The organism is Streptomyces sp. NPDC048191 (assembly GCF_040652655.1).
Classification (GTDB): Bacteria; Actinomycetota; Actinomycetes; order Streptomycetales; family Streptomycetaceae; genus Streptomyces.
The window spans coordinates 75,627-92,985 of the sequence record NZ_JBEZMO010000023.1 but is presented as its reverse complement, the minus strand read 5'-3'; the positions used below and the strand labels follow the sequence as shown (position 1 = coordinate 92,985).

15 protein-coding genes and 1 pseudogene are annotated in these 17,359 nt (G+C 74.1%); 7 read left to right on the top strand and 9 right to left on the bottom strand.

Annotated features, from left to right (window positions below; genetic code table 11):
- Window positions 1-81: 81 nt before the first annotated feature.
- The gene (locus AB0D93_RS30285) at window positions 82-1,443 is read right to left on the bottom strand and encodes a lectin (RefSeq protein WP_362125984.1); all 1,362 of its coding nucleotides are present in this window, start codon (window positions 1,441-1,443) and stop codon (window positions 82-84) included.
- Window positions 1,444-1,560: 117 nt separating this feature from the next.
- Between AB0D93_RS30285 and AB0D93_RS30280 the strand changes: the two are divergent.
- Both AB0D93_RS30280 and AB0D93_RS30275 read left to right on the top strand, forming a co-directional pair.
- A pseudogene (locus tag AB0D93_RS30280) lies at window positions 1,561-1,839 on the top strand (class I SAM-dependent methyltransferase); the annotation flags it as partial.
- A 73-nt stretch (window positions 1,840-1,912) separates the two neighbouring features.
- Entirely contained in the window at window positions 1,913-2,359 is a 447-nt protein-coding gene (locus AB0D93_RS30275; RefSeq protein ID WP_362125981.1) for a hypothetical protein, read from the top strand.
- A gap of 4 nt (window positions 2,360-2,363) precedes the next feature.
- On the opposite strand, the gene AB0D93_RS30270 is transcribed toward AB0D93_RS30275, so the two are convergent.
- A complete protein-coding gene (locus tag AB0D93_RS30270; protein WP_362126088.1) occupies window positions 2,364-4,277 on the bottom strand; it encodes an ABC transporter ATP-binding protein in 1,914 nt (637 codons plus the stop codon).
- A 96-nt stretch (window positions 4,278-4,373) separates the two neighbouring features.
- Between AB0D93_RS30270 and AB0D93_RS30265 the strand changes: the two genes are divergently transcribed.
- Window positions 4,374-5,348 (top strand): lysylphosphatidylglycerol synthase transmembrane domain-containing protein, encoded by a 975-nt coding sequence (locus tag AB0D93_RS30265; RefSeq protein WP_362125978.1) that lies wholly within the window; start codon window positions 4,374-4,376, stop codon window positions 5,346-5,348.
- A 40-nt stretch (window positions 5,349-5,388) separates the two neighbouring features.
- The gene (locus AB0D93_RS30260; protein WP_362125975.1) at window positions 5,389-6,153 is read left to right on the top strand and encodes a crotonase/enoyl-CoA hydratase family protein; all 765 of its coding nucleotides are present in this window, start codon (window positions 5,389-5,391) and stop codon (window positions 6,151-6,153) included.
- A gap of 16 nt (window positions 6,154-6,169) precedes the next feature.
- Here AB0D93_RS30260 and AB0D93_RS30255 read toward each other — a convergent pair whose 3' ends face one another.
- From AB0D93_RS30255 to AB0D93_RS30240, 4 genes are all read right to left on the bottom strand, one after another.
- Complete coding sequence (locus AB0D93_RS30255) at window positions 6,170-6,655, bottom strand: hypothetical protein (RefSeq protein WP_362125972.1); 486 nt, start codon at window positions 6,653-6,655, stop codon at window positions 6,170-6,172.
- Window positions 6,656-6,685: 30 nt separating this feature from the next.
- The gene (locus AB0D93_RS30250) at window positions 6,686-8,167 is read right to left on the bottom strand and encodes an FAD-dependent oxidoreductase (protein WP_362125969.1); all 1,482 of its coding nucleotides are present in this window, start codon (window positions 8,165-8,167) and stop codon (window positions 6,686-6,688) included.
- 330 nt (window positions 8,168-8,497) lie between these two features.
- On the bottom strand, window positions 8,498-9,952 hold the full coding sequence (locus AB0D93_RS30245) for an FAD-dependent oxidoreductase (protein ID WP_362125966.1): 1,455 nt from the start codon (window positions 9,950-9,952) through the stop codon (window positions 8,498-8,500).
- Window positions 9,949-11,379 (bottom strand): FGGY family carbohydrate kinase, encoded by a 1,431-nt coding sequence (locus tag AB0D93_RS30240; RefSeq protein WP_362125963.1) that lies wholly within the window; start codon window positions 11,377-11,379, stop codon window positions 9,949-9,951. Before AB0D93_RS30240 ends, AB0D93_RS30245 begins: the two co-directional genes overlap by 4 nt.
- A gap of 252 nt (window positions 11,380-11,631) precedes the next feature.
- Here AB0D93_RS30240 and AB0D93_RS30235 point away from each other — a divergent pair, with 252 nt between their 5' ends.
- The 3 genes from AB0D93_RS30235 to AB0D93_RS30225 all read left to right on the top strand — a co-directional run bounded on the left by AB0D93_RS30235 (window position 11,632) and on the right by AB0D93_RS30225 (window position 15,448).
- Entirely contained in the window at window positions 11,632-12,612 is a 981-nt protein-coding gene (locus AB0D93_RS30235; protein WP_362125961.1) for a hypothetical protein, read from the top strand.
- Window positions 12,613-12,655: 43 nt separating this feature from the next.
- Window positions 12,656-14,188, top strand: a complete 1,533-nt coding sequence (locus AB0D93_RS30230; RefSeq protein ID WP_362125958.1) for an amino acid permease — start codon at window positions 12,656-12,658, stop codon at window positions 14,186-14,188.
- Window positions 14,189-14,368: 180 nt separating this feature from the next.
- The gene (locus AB0D93_RS30225) at window positions 14,369-15,448 is read left to right on the top strand and encodes a mechanosensitive ion channel family protein (protein WP_362125955.1); all 1,080 of its coding nucleotides are present in this window, start codon (window positions 14,369-14,371) and stop codon (window positions 15,446-15,448) included.
- A gap of 81 nt (window positions 15,449-15,529) precedes the next feature.
- On the opposite strand, the gene AB0D93_RS30220 is transcribed toward AB0D93_RS30225, so the two are convergent.
- The 3 genes from AB0D93_RS30220 to AB0D93_RS30210 form a co-directional block, all read right to left on the bottom strand.
- On the bottom strand, window positions 15,530-15,961 hold the full coding sequence (locus tag AB0D93_RS30220; RefSeq protein WP_362125952.1) for a hypothetical protein: 432 nt from the start codon (window positions 15,959-15,961) through the stop codon (window positions 15,530-15,532).
- Between the two features lie 33 nt (window positions 15,962-15,994).
- Complete coding sequence (locus AB0D93_RS30215; RefSeq protein ID WP_362125949.1) at window positions 15,995-16,459, bottom strand: SHOCT domain-containing protein; 465 nt, start codon at window positions 16,457-16,459, stop codon at window positions 15,995-15,997.
- A 122-nt stretch (window positions 16,460-16,581) separates the two neighbouring features.
- The gene (locus AB0D93_RS30210) at window positions 16,582-17,148 is read right to left on the bottom strand and encodes a DUF308 domain-containing protein (RefSeq protein ID WP_362126084.1); all 567 of its coding nucleotides are present in this window, start codon (window positions 17,146-17,148) and stop codon (window positions 16,582-16,584) included.
- Window positions 17,149-17,359: the final 211 nt, after the last annotated feature.

Sequence of the window (17,359 nt, the reverse complement as noted above, 5' to 3'; positions counted from 1 at the left end):
CCTTCACTCACGGGTCGCGGACCGGGTCCGCCACGTCCGTTGGGGAGTCCGCCGGTCCTCGCGGCCGGCGGAGGGCCGGGGTCAGCCGGTGTAGCCGGCGAAGACGCGGGTGTAGTCCCAGTCGGACTGGCTCACGCCGGAGCAGCTGTCCGCGGGGCCGCCGGTGCACGGCCGGTCGCGGTTGGCGGACCAGAAGGTGAGCCGGGCGAGGTGGTGCGTCTGCGCGTAGGCCAGGATGGTCCGGAAGTCGTTCACCGTGACGGTCTCGTTGTTGTCGGTGACGCCGTTCATCGACGAGATGCCCATGTCCCGGTAGGCCTGGTCGTCGCTGTAGTGGTAGGCGTTCTTCAGCGCGTTCTTCAGGCCCTCGGCGGCCTGCGTGGTGAGGTTGCCCATGTTCTGTCCGGCGCCGCCGAAGTCGAACGGCATGATGGCCCAGGCGTCCACGGTCAGGCCCGAGGAGGCGGCACGGTTGATGAGGCTCGTGTCGGGCCCGGACTGCCCGGTCCCCTGGGTGATGTACACCTTCAGGCCGGGGTTGTTCGCCTTCACCGTCTTCAGCGCGTCCACGGTCCGCTGCTGCACGGTGGCGCTGCTGTAGGCGTCGGCCTCGATGTCGATGTCGATCGCCTTGAGCCCGTAGGCGTTGACGACCTTCTGGTAGGCCGCCGCCAGCTCGCCCGCGCTGGAGCAGGAACTCTCCAGCTTGTTGCCGCTGTAGCCGCCGAAGGACGGGATCACGTCACCGCCGTTCGCCCGCACGGTGTTGATCGTCCGCTGGTCGACCCCGCCGGTCAGCGCCCGGCTGCCGTCCCACTGCGGGTTGCAGTAGCCGTTGCTGAGCACGAAGGCGAGGGTGAACCACTTCACGCCGGTGGCCTGGGTGATGGTGGTGGGGTTCGGCGGGCTGCCCCAGCCGTTGTACAGGTACGGCGCCACGGCCATGGGTGCGGACGGGTCGGTGGTGCCGCCGCCCGCCGCGGGCGCGTTCCACTTCTGGTTGGCGCCGCCACTACAGCTCCAGATCTGTATCCGGGTGGCGTTGGCGGAGTTGTTGTCGGTGACGTCGAGGCACTTGTCGGCCTGCGGGTTGACGATGTCGTGGGCGGCGGTGACGGTCCACTTCTGGTTCGCGCCGCCGCTGCAGGTCCACAGCTGCACCTTGGCGCCGTCGGCGGTCGAATCGCCGGTCACGTCCAGGCACTTGCCGAGGGCGCGGACGGTGCCGTCGGTGCCGACCGTCCATTGCTGGGCGCCGGTGCCGTTGCAGTCGTAGAGCTGGACGGGCGTGCCGTCGGCGGAGTTGGCCCCGGCGACGTCGAGGCACTTGCCGGCGAGTCCGGTGATCGCGCCGGTGTCGGCCTGGGCGGGGGAGGCGGTGAGCAGTCCTGCGGAGAGCGCCAGTACGGAGAGGGAGACTGCCGCGGGGAGAGGTCTGGCCATGGCGGGGGCGGCCTTTCGGGTGGGGGGTGGCCCAACACCGGTGCACAGTAGGAGCGTTGGGGCGTTCGTAGGCTTTGTTTAAGGCGTGAAAATAAAGGTCCGGACCAGTGGAGTCAAGTGGCGCGGCAGCAACTGACCACGCCTGCACGGACATCCGGTCAGGAGGGGCGGGTGATCGACTACGACGAGGAGGCGCGGCGGTACGACGCCTCCCGGGGCGGCGAGCCCCGGGCACGGGCGGCGGCGCCGGCGCTGGAGAGACCGCTGCCACAGGACCCCGGCACCGTCCTGGACCTCGGGTGCGGCACCGGCGTCGTGACCCGCGGGCTGCTGCGGCCCGGGCGGAGGGTGCCGGGTGTGGACCGCTCCGAGGGGATGCTCGCCCTGGCGGCCCGGCGCGTCGGCGGGGGTGTCGTGCGCGGTGACGTCACGCGGGTGCCATTGCCGGCGGGGCGGTGTGGATGCGGCGGTGATGGTCGGGCTGCTCCATCTGCTGCCCGAGCCGGCGGCCGCACCGGCCGAGGCGGCGCGGGTGCTCGGGCCCGAAGGGGTGCTCGTCACCACGGTCGACAAGAACGACGCCTACTTCGTGCCGGACAGCGATGTCGCCCGGGTCACGGCCCGGTCGCGGGAGCGGTACCGGCCCCGGGCTGCCGACGGACGCGGCCAGGTGCCGGACCGGGCGGCCCGCAACGGCCTGCGGCCCGTCGGCGAGACCGTCTTCCCCGGCACCGGCCAGGGCCGCAGCCCGCGCCGGTGGCAGGAGGTCGTCGCGACGGGCCGCATACCGTGGTGCAGGCATGCCGAGTCGGCCCGGGTGGCCGAGGTGCGGGACGGTCTCGCGGCCCTGCCCCAGCAGGACAGCTCCCGCCCCGATCCGCAGTACCGGCTCCTCGCGCTGGAGAAGGCGCCGTGACCGCTCAGGCGAACGGCACCTCGGCCGCCACCGCGTCCGCCACCACGTCCGCCGCGGCGGCGGCCCGCTCCGCGAACTGGGTCCGGTACAGCTCGGCGTACCGGCCGTCCGCCGCCAGCAGTTCCTCGTGGGTGCCGCGTTCCACGATCCGGCCGGACTCCACGACCAGGATCTGGTCGGCGGCCCGGACCGTGGAGAGGCGGTGGGCGATGACCACGGCCGTGCGCCCCTCCAGGGCCTCGGTGAGCGCCTCCTGGACGGCCGCCTCGGACGTGTTGTCCAGGTGGGCGGTGGCCTCGTCCAGGATGACCACGCGCTGCCGGGCGAGCAGCAGCCGGGCGATGGTCATCCGCTGGCGTTCGCCGCCGGAGAGCCGGTAGCCGCGCTCGCCGACCACCGTGTCCAGGCCGTCGGGCAGGGAACGTACGACGTCGGCGAGGCGGGCGCGGCCGAGCGCGTCCCAGAGGTCCTCGTCCGTGGCGTCGGGGCGGGCCAGCAGGAGGTTGGCCCGGACGGTGTCGTGGAACAGGTGGCCGTCCTGGGTGACCATGCCGAGGGTGCCGCGCAGGGAGGCCGCCGTCAGGTCGCGGACGTCGGTCCCGCCGATGCGGACGGCGCCCGCGTCGACGTCGTACAGGCGCGGCAGCAGCTGGGCGATGGTGGACTTGCCGGCGCCGGAGGAGCCGACGAGGGCGACGGTCTCGCCGGGTTCGGCGCGGAAGGAGACGCCGTGCAGGACCTCGGAGCCGCCGCGGGTGTCGAGCGCGGCGACCTCCTCCAGGGAGGCGAGGGAGACCTGGTCGGCGGCCGGGTAGGAGAAGTGGACGTCGTCGAACTCGACGGCGACCGGTCCCTCGGGGACCTCACGGGCGTCCGGCTTCTCCTCGATCAGCGGCTTCAGGTCGAGCACCTCGAAGACCCGCTCGAAGCTGACGAGCGCGCTCATCACCTCGACCCGGGCACCGGCGAGCGCGGTGAGCGGGGCGTACAGGCGGGTCAGCAGCAGGGCGAGGGAGACGACCGCCCCGGCCTGCAGGGTGCCGTGCAGCGCGAACCAGCCGCCGAGGCCGTAGACGAGGGCCAGCGCGAGGGCGGAGACCAGGGTGAGGGCGGTAATGAAGACCGACTGGGCCGTGGCCGTACGGACGCCGATGTCCCGGACGCGGGCGGCGCGGGCAGCGAACTCGGCCGACTCCTCCTCGGGGCGGCCGAACAGCTTGACCAGGGTGGCGCCGGGCGCGGAGAAGCGCTCGGTCATCCGGGTGCCCATGGCCGCGTTCAGCGCCGCCGCCTCCCGCTGCATCCGGGCCATCCGGGCGCCCATGCGACGGGCCGGCAGCACGAACACCGGCAGCAGCGCCAGCGCGAGCAGCGTGATCTGCCAGGACAGGGTGAGCATCACCGCGAGGGTGAGCAGCAGCGTGACCAGGTTGCTGACAACGCCCGACAGGGTGTTGGCGAAGGCCCGCTGGGCGCCGATCACGTCGTTGTTGAGACGGCTGACCAGCGCTCCCGTACGAGTCCGTGTGAAGAACGCGACGGGCATGCGCTGCACATGATCGAACACAGCCGTTCTGAGATCGAGGATGAGTCCCTCCCCGAGCGTCGACGACAGGCGCCGGCCGAGGATGCCCAGCCCCGCCTCCGCGAGGGCGACGAGCGCGATGAGCAGGGACAGCCGGACCACCGTGCCGCTGTCGTGCCCCGCCACGATCGCGTCGACGACGCGGCCGGCCAGCATGGGGGTGGCCACGGCGAGGAGCGCGGTCACCACCCCGAGCAGCACGAAACGGACGATGCCCGCGCGGTGCGGGCGGGCGAAGGCGGCGATACGGCGCAGCGTGGCGCGGGCGAACGGCCGGCGCTCGGACTGTGCGTTCATGACGCTGTGCAGCTGCGTCCAGGCTGTGGTCTCCATGCTCATAAGGAAGAACGTAGAACCTCAACCTTCGTTGAGGTCAACGTTCCCGTCTTTTCACCCGCCGTTGGGACGGCGCGGAGAACCTCTGCGGATGTGACCGCCGTCCCGCTTCCCCCGCCACCCCGGGGACGACTCCCCCGTCGCGTCCCCGTCCGCCAGGCGCTGTGCCTGGTGCCGCTGCTGCTCGTCGCCCTCGTCGCCGTACGCAACCGCGCTCTGCTCGCCGAGGGCTTCGGCCAGCTGCGCGCCGCCTCCTGGCCGTGGCTGCTCGCGGCCGCCGGCGCCACCTGTCTGTCCTGGGTGGCCGCCGCGGTCACCCGGCAGGGCGCGGTGGTGCAGCCGCTGCCGAAGGCTCGGCTGCTGGCCACCCAGTTCGCGGCGGCCTCGGCCAACCACCTGCTCCCCACCGGCCTGGGCGCGGGCGCGGTGAACCTGCGCTTCATGACCGTGTGCGGGGTGCCCCTGGCCCGCTCCTCGGCCGCGCTCGCCCTCTATCTGCTGGCCGAGGCCGTGGGCCGGGTCGGTCTGCTGGCCGCGCTGCTGCTCGCCTTCCCCGACGCGCTGCGGCTCGGTCCGCTGCTGCCGGACGGTTCGGCGCTTCCGCTGCTGCTGGGCGCGGTGGGCCTGCTGGCGGTGGCGGCGGCGACCGTGGCCCTGGTACGCCCGCTGCGCCGGCGTGTGCACGGGTTCGTGCGGGACGCCCTCGGCGAGGCGCGGTCGGTGCACACCCGGCCGGCCCGCGCCCTGGCCCTGTGGGGCGGCTCGCTGGCCTTTCCCGCGCTCCAGGCGGCCGGTCTCGCCGCGGTCGGCCAGGCGCTGCGGCTGCCGGTTCCACCCGCGCACATGGCGCTCGCCTACCTCGCGGCGACCGTCGCGGTGGCGCTGGTGCCCACGCCGGGCGGTCTGGGTTCGGTCGAGGCGGCCCTGATCGTGGCCCTGGTCGCGGTCGGCGGTCCGGCCGCCGTCGCCACGGCGGTGGTCCTGGCCTACCGGATCATCACGGTGTGGGTGCCGCTGCTGCCGGGCGCGTTGACGCTGGGGGCGCTGGTACGGCTCAAGGTCATCTGAGGCACAGTGGCCTTCCGGACCAGGAGAAGGAGGGCCACCCATGCCGGTTCGCGTGGAGCGCGAGGAGTACGTCACCACGGTCGTCCTGTCCCGGCCCGGGGCCCGCAACGCGGTGGACGGGCCGACCGCCGCCGAACTCGCCGCCGCCTTCAGGGAGTTCGAGGCGGACGACAGTGCCAGGGTGGCCGTGCTGTGGGGTGAGGGCGGCACGTTCTGCGCGGGGGCCGACCTCAAGGCGATCGGCACGGAACGCGGCAACCGGGTGGCCGAGGACGGCGACGGGCCAATGGGGCCGACCCGGATGCGGCTGTCGAAGCCGGTGATCGCCGCCGTCGCCGGGCACGCGGTGGCGGGCGGTCTGGAGCTGGCCCTGTGGTGCGATCTGCGGGTCGCGGAGGAGGACGCCGTCTTCGGGGTGTTCTGCCGCCGCTGGGGCGTACCGCTGATCGACGGCGGCACGGTGCGGCTGCCCCGGCTGATCGGCGCCAGCAGGGCCATGGACATGATCCTCACCGGCCGCCCGGTGCCGGCCCGCGAGGCCTACGACATGGGACTGGCCAACCGCGTGGTGCCCACCGGACGGGCCCGCGCCGAGGCCGAGGCGCTGGCCGCGGCCATCGCCCGTTTCCCGCAGGCCTGCCTGCGCAGCGACCGCGCCTCGGTCCTCGACCAGGAGGGGCTGGCCGAGGAGGCGGCCCTGCGCGGCGAACTCGGGTACGGCGTGGGCGTGCTGGCGCAGAGCGCGGAGGGTGCCGCCCGGTTCGCCTCCGGCGCCGGACGGCACGGGTCGTTCACGGATCTGTGAGCCGCGCGGGCCGCCCCTACTCCTCCGGCAGCCCGGCGTAGGCGCGCAGCGGGTCGCGCGGTGTGGGCAGGCCCCAGGCCCGGACGGTGCTCCAGAGGTTCACCCACTGCCAGGTCTCGGCGCCCAGACCGGCGACCACCCGCACCAGGCGCCGCTGCCGTTCGCCGAGCTCCTCGAACGCGCCGACGCCGGCCGGACCCGGCTCGCCGAACGCCGGCCGCAGCGCGGCCTCGGCGACCGGGAAGGACTCCGGGCCCGAGGTGGCGGCCAGGGCGTCCGTCACCGCGTCCAGGGCCTCGCCGGGGAACCGGTCGGCGAGCAGGACGAGCGACGCGGCGGCATAGCCCCGCGGGTCGCCCTCGTGGAAGAGGACGCGCGGGGAGCCGGTCCGCGGCGGTTCGGCCTCGACGGCGGCGAGTTCGGTGAGCACGTCGACGCCCACGGCGCCCGCGGCGCCCCCGGCACCGAGGCGGGCCGGCGCGGTGGCCGCCGCCCAGCGCACGTCGCACACGGCACTGACAGCCCGGTCCGCTCAGCCCACGCTCACCCGGACGTCACCGCCCTGCGGATCGGCCTGTCCCGTCCAGCGTGCGGTGAGGGTCAGGGTGCGGTTCGGCAGTACGGTCCCGAGTGCGGGCCGCGCACGGTGCAGGAGCCGGCCGTCCTGGTGGACCCGCAGGACCGGGCGGGTCAGCGGGGCACCGGTGCGCAGGACGTAACGGGCGGGCGGGGCGGCCGGGGTGAGGCGGTTCGGGGCGATCCAGCGCAGCGGCGCCTCGACGACGAGCGGCACTCCGGGATCCGGCCAGCGGGCGCCCGTCAGGAAGTCCAGGACGGCACCGGCCGCCCGGGCCCCCTCGGCGGCCGCCGTGCCGGCCCGCTCGACGGGGTGCAGGAGGTTCCCGGCGGCGAAGACTCCGCGGCGCGTGGTGTGCAGGGCACCGTCGACGGCGGGGCCGCGGGTGCCGGGATCCAGGGCGAGGGCGCCGCGGCGGGCGAGTTCGTGGTCGGGGACGAAGTCGCCGGTGAACACGACGGTGTCGCAGGCCAGAACGGCCGTGCGGCCGTCGCGGTGCCGGACCCGGACCCCGGACAGGCGGCCGTGGCCCAGGAGTTCACCGACCGTCGTGTGCGTCAGCAGCGGAATACGGTCGTACAGCCGGGCCTGCCGCGCGCGGGCCCGGCCGGTCTGGGCCCGCGGGTGTTCCGTGACCAGGGCGACGACCTCGGCACCGGCCGCGCGTACGGTGGCGGCCGCCGCGTACGAGACGTCCTCGGCGCCGACGACGACCGCGCGGGTCCCGATGCGCTGCCCGAACAGATGGACCGCCTGCTGGAGTTCGCCGGTGGTGTAGACGCCGGCGGGCCGGGTGCCCGGCACCAGCCGGGCGCTGCGCGGGCGTTCGCGGGCACCGGTGGCCAGGACGACGGCCCGCGCCTCGATGGTCTCCGGGCCGCCGGGTCCGACGGCGGTGAGCACGGGGCCGGCTGCGGAGCCCACGGCGCCGGACACCGGTCCGCCGCCGGGGGCAGCGCCCGCCCGCACGCCCGGGCCGGCTCCGGCACCGTTCGCCCGCGCGGTCAGGCCGGTTCCCGAGGGCTCCCCGGGGAACGCCCCGGCACCCGTGTCCGGCGCGCCGGCCACCGCGGCGTCCGCACGACCCGGCCCCGACCCGGAGAGCCCCGCCGTCGCCGGGTCCCCCGCCACGTGCGGGGCCTCGTCACCCGCCCAGTCCAGGACCGTCGTCCCGGTGCGGATCACCGCGCCCGCGCGCGCGGCGGCCTCGGTCAGCCGGCGGGCGTACTCCGGGCCGGTCAGCGGACGCGTCCAGGTGCCGAAGCCGCCGTGAGCGCAGTGCCGTGGGACTCCCCCCGGCTCGGCCTCCCGTTCCAGCACCTCCACGTGCCCGGCACCCCCGGCGACCAGCCGTGCGGCGGCGACGAGTCCGGCGGGCCCGGCGCCGACGACCAGGACATCGACACGCCGCCGCTTCATCTCGGGCCGATTCGTCATGCCCGGCCCCTCCCGGACGACTCCCCGACGGCCCGCTCTCCCCTCACCGGCACCCCGACACCCGCCCGGGCCCCCGTGCGACAGCGCGAACCCCCCAGCGTGCGCGGCGGGTTCGTTGAAGCGGGGACACCGACACGCCGCCGCTTCGTCACGGGCCGATTCGTCATGCCCGGCCCCTCCCGGACGGCTCCCCGGCGGCCCGCTCTCCCCGCACCGGCACCCCGACGCCCGCCCAGGCCCCCGTGCGACAGCGCGAACCCCCCAGCGTGCGCGGCGGGTTCGTTGGAGCGGGGACACCGCCACGCCGCCGCTTCGTCACGGGTCGATTCGTCATGCCCGGCCCCTCCCGGACGGCTCCCCGGCGGCCCACTCTCCCGCCCCGCCCCCGGCAGCGCCCCGTTCGAACAACTCCCGTACCGCCGCCCCGCAGTAGAACCCCTGGCAGCGGCCCGCCCGGGCCCGTGTGCGACGGCGCAGGCCCTCCAGGGTGCGGGGTGGGATCGTGGTGGCGAGGGCGTCGCGGATCTCTCCTCTGGAGACGCGTTCGCAGTGGCAGACGAGGGTGCCGTACTCGGGGTCGGCGGCGATGAGTTCTGCCCGTTGGTAGGGGCGCGGGAACGCCACGCCGAGGTTGGGCATGGTCACCGGCTCGGGCTCGCGCACGGGGCCGAGGTCGAGCCCGGCGCCGGCCAGCAGGCCGGTGACATGGGCGGCGATGGCCATCGAGGCGGTCAGGCCGGTGGACCGGATGCCGCCGACGGTGACGTACGCCTGCTCGGGGTGGGCGGTGATGCGGTAGTCCTCCTGTCCGGTGGCCGCGCGGAGCCCCGCGTAGGCCGCGGTGACCTCCTCGTCGAGCAGGGCGGGCAGGACACGGCGGCCCTTGTCGCGCAGTCCGGCCAGGCCGTCGGCGGTGGAGCCGGTGGCCCGCTTGTCGTGCAGGTCCTCGGCGGTGGGGCCGAGCAGGACGTTGCCGTAGACGGTGGGCGCGACCAGGACGCCCTTGCCCAGCGCGGTGGGCACCGGCAGCAGGATGTGCCGGACCAGGGGACGGGCGAGCTTGTCGTACACCAGGAGCTGGCCGCGGCGCGGGGTGACGGTGAAGTCCTCGTGGCCGAGCAGCCGGTCGACGGTGTCGGCGTGCAGTCCGGCCGTGTTGACCAGGTGGCGGGCGCGCAGGAGGCCGCGGGAGGTGCGCAGGAGGTGGCCGTCGGCCCAACCGGCCTGCTGCACGGCGGTGTTCAGGTGCAGGTCCACTCCGGAGCGGACCGCCTGGGTGGCGTAGGCGAGGGTCGTCGTCCAGGGGCAGATGATGCTCTCGCCGGGCACGTGCAGCGCACCGAGCGCTCCGGGCCCGAGGTGCGGTTCACGGGCGTACAGCTCCCCGGGACCCAGCAGACCGGTCTCGTGGTAGCCGTTGCGCCCGGCCTTCTCGGCCAGCCGGGGCAGCGCGGCCAGTTGCTCCTCGTCCCAGGCGACCAGCAGGGCTCCGACGCGTTCGACGGGGATCCCGGACGCGGCCGCGTAGGCGCCGAGCAGGGCGTGGCCCTCGCGGACCAGCCGGGCCTCCAGGGTCCCGGGGGCGGCGTCGAAACCGGTGTGCAGGATCGCGGTGTTGGCCTTGGAGGTGCCCTGCCCGACATCGTCCTGGGCCTCGACCAGGGCGACGCTCAGGCGAGGATGCCCGGCGAGTTCGCGGGCGACGGCGCAGCCGACGACCCCGGCGCCGACGATCACGACGTCGTAGGTCCGGGTGGGCAGCGGACCCTGTGCGGTGACGGTCATGAGCCGAGCAGGGCGGCGACGGCCGTGCGGAAGCGGTCGCGGCGTTCTGCCGCCTGGTCGGCGGTGATGCGGGGCTCGTACACGGCGGCGGGCTTCCAGTCGGGCAGGGCCTGTTCGACGCCCAGGGTACGGTCCGCGCCGAGGCGGGCGAGGGCGGCCGCGCCGAGCGCGGTCGCGTCGGGCAGCCCGGAGACCTCGACGGGGCGTTGCAGCAGGTCGGCCTGGGTCTGCATGAGGAGGGCGGAGCGGGTCAGGCCGCCGTCGACGCGGAGCGTTCGCAGCGGGGTGCCGAGGTCGGCGGCGGCCGCGTCGGCGAGTTCGGCGACCTGGGCGGCGATGCCCTCGCACAGGGCGCGCACCAGGTGGCCGGCGGTGGTGCCGAGGCCGAGTCCGGTGAGTGAGCCGCGCAGATCGCCGCGCCACCAGGGCGCGGCGAGTCCGGCGAGGGCGGGCACGAAGGTGACACCGCCGTCGTCGGGGACGGCACCGCCGACGGGGTCCAGGTCAGCGGCGGAGTTGATGACCCCGAGGTCGGTGAGCCAGCGGACGGCGGAGGCCGCGGTGTAGACCTGGCCGTCCAGGCAGTAGGCGGAGGTTCCGGCCAGCCGCCAGGCCACACAGGCGGCCAGGCCCGAGTCGCCGCGCCGGGGGCGGTCGCCGGTGTGCGCGAGCAGGAACGCTCCCGTGCCGTAGGTGCACTTGGCGGCGCCGGGCGCGGTGACGCGCTGGGCGAGCAGGGCGGCCTGCTGGTCGACGATCAGTCCGGTGAGCGGGATCTCGCGGCCGAACGCCGTGGTCGTGCCGACGGGCTGGGCGTTGTCGGCCGGCTCCGGGAGCCGTTCGTCCGCCAGCCCGTACAGGTCCAGCGCCCTCGGCGACCACTGCGCGCGGTCCAGGTCGAGGAGCTGGGTACGGCCGGCGGTGGCTGCGTCGGTGGCGAAGGCGCCGGTGAGCCGGTGGACCAGCCAGGCGTCGGAGGTGGTGACGACGCCCTCACGGGTGCGGTGTCGGCGGATCCAGGCCATCTTGGGCGCGGCGAAGTACGGGTCGAGGGGCAGCCCGGTCAGCTGCCGCAACTCCTCGGCGTGCCCCGCGAGTTCGGTGCACACGCTCTGTGCGCGCCGGTCCTGCCACACCAGCGCGTCGGTGAGCGGGCGGCCGGTGGCGGGGTCCCAGGCGAGGACGGTCTCGCCCTGGTTGGCGAGGCCCAGCGCCGCGACGTCCTCGCCGGCCTCGGCGAGCGCCTGCCGTCCGGCGTCGACGATGGAGTCGTACAGCTCGGCGGGGTCCACCTCGGCCAGTCCGCCGGGCAGGTACCGGGGCCGGACCTCGGCGAAGCCGGAGCCCAGGACGCCGCGCTCGGGGCAGACCACGAGGGCCTTGGTGCCGGACGTGCCCTGGTCGACGGCGAGCACCGCAGCCGTCATCGCGCCCACCCCCGCTCCGCACCAAAGATCACCGCGTCAGCCTGCCGCCGCGCCGCACCCGGAGTCAAGCTCCCGCGGACGTCCAACTTGCCTGAACAAACAGTTGAGTTGGCAACAATGGCACGCCGCAACCCACACCTCTATAGTGACCGCCGTCCAGGCAGCCACACCACGATCGCCGCCCACAGGAGGGCTGTTGCCACGCCACCCCGCCAGTTCGCCCGCGTGCCAGTGGCCCGGGGCCGACGGCTGATGGCCAGAGAAGGACCCCGTCCCTCCTACGACCCCGCCGGCCCGGACACCGCCCTGCGGGCCGCGCTCCAGGACCTGCGCACCGGCCGCTGGATGGCCATGCGCACGCTGCTCGCGGACACCGCGCCCGGGTGGCAGTGGACGCAGCGCACGCAGGTCCTCGCGGCGGCCGCGGCCGGCACCGACGTGGTGCGCGCCTGGCTCGCGGAGGAGCCGGGCAGCGTGCACGCCGCGGTGATGCACGCGCGGGTCGGCGTGGAGCGCGCGCTGCGGGCCCAGCGGGAGAAGCACCTGCGCACCCACGAGTTGTGGATCGAGGCCTGGGACGCCGCGCAGTCCGCCACCCGGATCGCCCCACGCGACGCGGTGCCCTGGGTGTGCCTGCTGGCGCTGGCCCAGCTGGACCCGGAGCAGCGCTGGGAGGAGCACCGGGTGCCCGCGCCCGAGCCGATGCTGCCGCCGGGCCCCTGGGGGCTGCTGGCCGAGGCCGCCCGGCGTGACCCGTACAACCGCGAGGCCCACCACCGCATGCTGCAGTTCCTCTACGCGCGGAGCGGCTCGGGCCGGCTCGCGGAGGCGGCCGGCTACGCCCAGTGGGCCGCCCGGCAGGCCCCGGCGGGTTCCGCGCTGCATGTGCTGCCGCTGTACGTCCGGGTCGAGCGCTACCGGCGGGACAGCGGGCACGACGCGGCGCTCGACCTGCACTGGGTGGCGGAGGACGCGGCCCGCGAGGCGCGGCATGCCCTGCACTCCTGGTTCGAGCAGACCCATCGCGCCGAGCGCTCCCTGCTCGACCTCAACCACCTGGCCCACGCCCTGTGGGGCTCGTTGCGGTTCCCCGACGCGACGCGGGTGTTCGACGCCATCGGCCCGTACTTCACGCCACCGCCCTGGATGTACCGCACGCCCGACCGCGCCCGTGCCGTGGAGGTCTTCAGCCAGGCCCGGGACCGCTGCCGGGCGGCCGCGGACGGCCCCTGAACGTGCCCTGTCCCCAGCCCCTCGACCCGGAGGTCCGCCCCGCATGTCCCCCACCCCCGATCGCTCGCCCGCCCCGGGCCTGCCCCAGCAGGACGAGGAGCGGCGGCTGCGCGAACTCGGCTACCGCCCGGTGCTTGCCCGCCGCATGGGCGGTTTCGGCAACTTCGCGATCAGCTTCTCGGTGATCTCGATCCTGTCCGGCTGCATGACCCTGTACGGCTTCGGCCTGAACACCGGCGGCCCCGCCGTGATGCTGTGGGGCTGGGCGGGCGTCGGCCTGTTCGTGCTGTGCGTGGGCCTCGCGCTCGCCGAGGTCACCAGCGCCTATCCGACCTCCGGCGCGCTGTACTACATGGCCGACCGGCTCGGCGGCCGGCGCTGGGGCTGGTACACCGGCTGGCTGAATCTGCTCGGTCTGCTCGGTGCGATCGCCGGCATCGACTACGGCGCCGCGCTGTTCACCGGCGCGTTCGCCAACCTGCAGTGGGGCTTCTCACCGACGCCCGGCAGGACCATGCTGATCTTCTGCGCCATCCTGCTGCTGCACGCGGTGCTCAACCTGTTCGGCGTCCGTCTGGTCAGCCTGCTCAACTCGGTCAGTGTGTGGTGGCACCTCGCGGGTGTCGCGGTCATCGTCGGCGCCCTCGCGATCGTCCCCGACCACCACCAGTCGGCGTCGTTCGTGTTCACCAGGTTCGTCAACGAGACGGGCTGGCACAACCCGCTGTACGTGGCGGCGATCGGCCTGCTGCTCGCGCAGTACACCTTCTCCGGCTACGACGCCTCCGCGCACCTGTCGGAGGAGACCTCGCAGGCCTCGGTGTCCGCGGCGCGCGGCATCGTACGGTCCATCTGGGTGTCCTGGATCGCCGGCTTCGTGCTGCTCGCCGGACTGACCTTCGCCATCCAGGACTACGACGCCACGCGCACCACCGCCACCGGTGTGCCGCCCGCGCAGATCCTGCTCGACGGCCTCGGCACCGACGGCGCCAGCGCCCTGCTCCTGGTGGTGATCATCGCCCAGCTGTTCTGCGGCAACGCCGAGGTCGCCGCGGCCAGCCGTATGGTGTTCGCGTTCAGCCGCGACGGCGCGCTGCCCGGCTCGCACCTGTGGCGCAAGGTGAGCGGCCGCACCCAGACGCCGGTCGCCGCCGTCTGGCTGGCCGTCGTCGTGGCGGGTGTCCTCGCCCTGCCGTCGCTGTACTCGGCGACGGCGTACAACGCCGTGACGGCCATCAACGTCATCGGCATCACCCCCGCCTACGCGATCCCCGTGCTGCTGCGGCTGCGCGCGGGCGACCGCTTCCAGCCGGGTCCGTGGCATCTGGGCCGCTGGAGCAGGCCGATCGGCTGGACCGCGGTGATCTGGGTGGCCTGTGTGACGGTGCTGTTCTGCCTCCCGCAGTCCTCGCCGGTCACCGTCGACACCATGAACTACGCGTCGGTGGCGCTCGCCGTCGTCCTGGTCCTCGCGAGCATCTGGTGGTACGTCGCCCGCCGTTCGTACGGCACCCCGACCGCCGCCGCGTACGGCAGCGACCGCGACCAGGCCGAACTCGCGGAGGGCATCATCTGAGCGGCCTGCCCGAGGCGCCGGTCCGGGTGCGAACTGGAGTTCCGGATACGGCAGGATGAACGATCGCGCCGGTCACCGGAGTTCCTCCGGCCGGCGCGATCGCCATTCCGCACATCGAGCAGGTGACAACGTGACGACACTGCACAACTCCGCCCACGGCGCGCGCCCCGGAGGTGACCGGTGAACCGCGCGGTGACCCTCGACGACCTCGTCCTCGCCGGCACCTCCCTCGCGGCGGGCCTGCTGCTCGCCTTCCTCTCCCGCACGCTGCTGCGCTGGCTCGCCAAGCACGCCAAGCGGACCCGCTGGAGCGGGGACGACGTCATCGTGGACGCGCTGCGCTCGGTCGTGCCGTGGGCGGCGATCGCGAGCGGCGCGGCGGCGGCCGCGGCGGTGCTGCCGCTCACCCGGACCCTGCAGCACCACACCGACCAGATCCTCGAGGTCTGGCTGATCCTCGTGGTGACGCTGTCCGCGGCGCGGGTGATCGCCGGCCTGGTCCGCACGGTCACCCAGTCCCGCTCCGGCGTGGCGGGCTCGGCGACCATCTTCGTCAACATCACCCGGGTGCTCGTCCTGGCGCTCGGCTTCCTGGTCGTCCTGCAGACGCTCGGCATCTCCATCGCGCCCCTGCTGACCGCCCTGGGCGTCGGCGGCCTGGCGGTCGCCCTCGCCCTGCAGGACACTCTCGCCAACCTCTTCGCGGGCGTCCACATCCTCGCCTCCAAGACCGTCCAGCCGGGCGACTACATCCGGCTCAGCAGCGGCGAGGAGGGGTACGTCGTCGACATCAACTGGCGCCAGACGACGGTCCGCCAGCTGTCCAACAACCTCGTGGTCATCCCCAACGGCCAGCTCGCCAAGGCCAACATGACCAACTACACGCATCCCGAGCAGCGGTTGACGGTCCTGGTGCAGGCCGGGGTGGGTTACGACGCGGACCTGGAGCACGTGGAGCGGGTGACCGCGGAGGTCGTCGCGCAGACCATGCGGGAGGTCGAGGGCGCCGTCCCGGACCACGAGCCCGCGATCCGCTTCCACACCTTCGGCGACTCCCGCATCGGCTTCACGGTGATCCTCGGCGTCGGCGAGTTCAGCGACCAGTACCGCATCAAGCACGAGTTCATCAAGCGCCTCCACCGCCGCTACCGCGAGGAGGGCATCAGCGTCCCCGCCCCCGCCCGGACGGTCACGCTGCAGCAGGGGACCGTGGTGATCCCGCAGCAGCGAGGTGCGCAGGGCGCGGTGCCGCCGGCCTGATCCGAGAGGAAGGCCCTGGCGCCGGCCCCGAGCGGCCGAGGCGCCAGGGCCGGCCGGGCCGACCCGGACGAACGACGCCCGCTACGGGGTCTCGGCGGACCTCTCTCCCTGGACGACGCACAGGGACCAGATGATGAACCCGGACAGGGCGATCATCACGACGGACCAGACCGGGTAGTACGGCAGGGAGAGGAAGTTGGCGATGATGACCAGGCCGGCGATGCCCACGCCGGCGACCCGTGCCCACAGCGTCGGCCCGAACAGGCCGAAGCTGACGATCACGGCGATGGCGCCCAGGACCAGGTGGATCCATCCCCAGCTCGTGAGGTCGAACTTGAAGACGTAGTTGGGCGTCGTGACGAAGACGTTGTCCTGGGCGATCGCCATGATGCCCCGGAATATTCCGAGCAGCCCGGCGATCATCAGCATGACGCCCGCGAAGGACGTCAGGCCGCCCGCCCAGGCCTGCTTGGCGCCGTGGGCGTGTGCCCTGGTGGGGGGTGTCGCGCTCATGGAGGGCCTCGATTCGAATCTCGTGGGCGCGGCTCAGCGCCCGGGGGAGGTGAAGGTGTCGGAACGCCGGGCCGGGCCGGCGCCGCTGAGGACCTGCTCCTTCGCCCTGCGGAACTCGTCCTCGCTGATGTCGCCGTGGGCGCGCATGCCGGAGAGCTTGGCGAGTTCGTCGGCGCTGCTGGTGCCGGTGGTGCCCTGCGCGGCCTGCCGGATGTAGGAGTCGAAGGCCTCCTGCTGGGCGCGTGCCTGCGCGATCTCCCGCCGCCCCATGCCCTTGCCGCGGGCGATCAGGTACACGAAGACGCCCAGGAAGGGCAGCACGACCACGAAGAGCGTCCAGGCGGCCTTGCCCCAGCCGCTCATGGCGTCGTCGCGGAAGATGTCCACGACGACCCGGAACAGCAGGACGAACCACATGATCCACAGGAAGAACACCAGCATGGACCAGAAGACACCCAGCACCGGGTAGTCGTACGCGAGGTAGGTCTGTGCGCTCATGCCTTTCCTCCGTCCAGGTCGACGGCTCGCAGAGATCGCGAACCGGTCCCTGCCGTCTCCACCGTGCACCCGGCGAGCGGGGGTGTCCTCACCCGGGACGGGTGAGCGTGCGCGCCGCCGGGTCAGTGCGCGGCATCGGGTGCGCCCGGGAGCACACCGCTCCTGCGCAGGGCCGACCGCCAGGCGAAGGCGGCCGCCAGTTCGGCCAGGCCCAGCAGCACGAGCCACAGGCCCAGCAGCCGGGTGAGCGCTCGCGCCGACTCGGCGGGCAGTGCCAGCACCACGATCCCGGCGACGATGCCGAGCAGCGCGATGCCCAGGACGACGCCCCGGTGCGGCAGTTCCCCGGCGGCGATCGCCGTGTAGAGGGTGAGGGCGCCGGACACCAGCCACACGAGCCCGACGAGCAGTGACAGCGCGGTGACGGTCTGCAGCGGATGGCGCAGGCAGAGCACACCGGCCAGGACGTACAGCACCGCGACCAGCAGACCGGTGAGCCGCTCTCCGTGATCCTCCCGGGCGAACGCGGTCACGAACCGGATCGCGCCGGTGAGCAGCAGGTAGAGGCCGACGACCACGGCGAGGACGTGCAGTGTCTCGTCCGGCCAGACGAGGATCAGCACGCCTGCCGCCAGCGTCACGATCGCCGACCCCAGGATCCAGGTCCAGGAGCGGGCGAGCGCCGCCATGGCCTGCGCGGGGCCGGTGCCCGCCGGGCCGGGCGGATACGACGGTCCGGGTCGTGGCGTGTGTCCACGCGGTTCGGTCATGGCTCCTCCTCGCGTGATCGGAACAGGCCGTTCGCGGCCCGGCGGGGCAGCCCGACGCCCCTCGCGCAGACAGCATCCACAGGGCGCCGCCGGGCCGGATCACCCGCCACGGGTGATCCCTCCGCTCGGC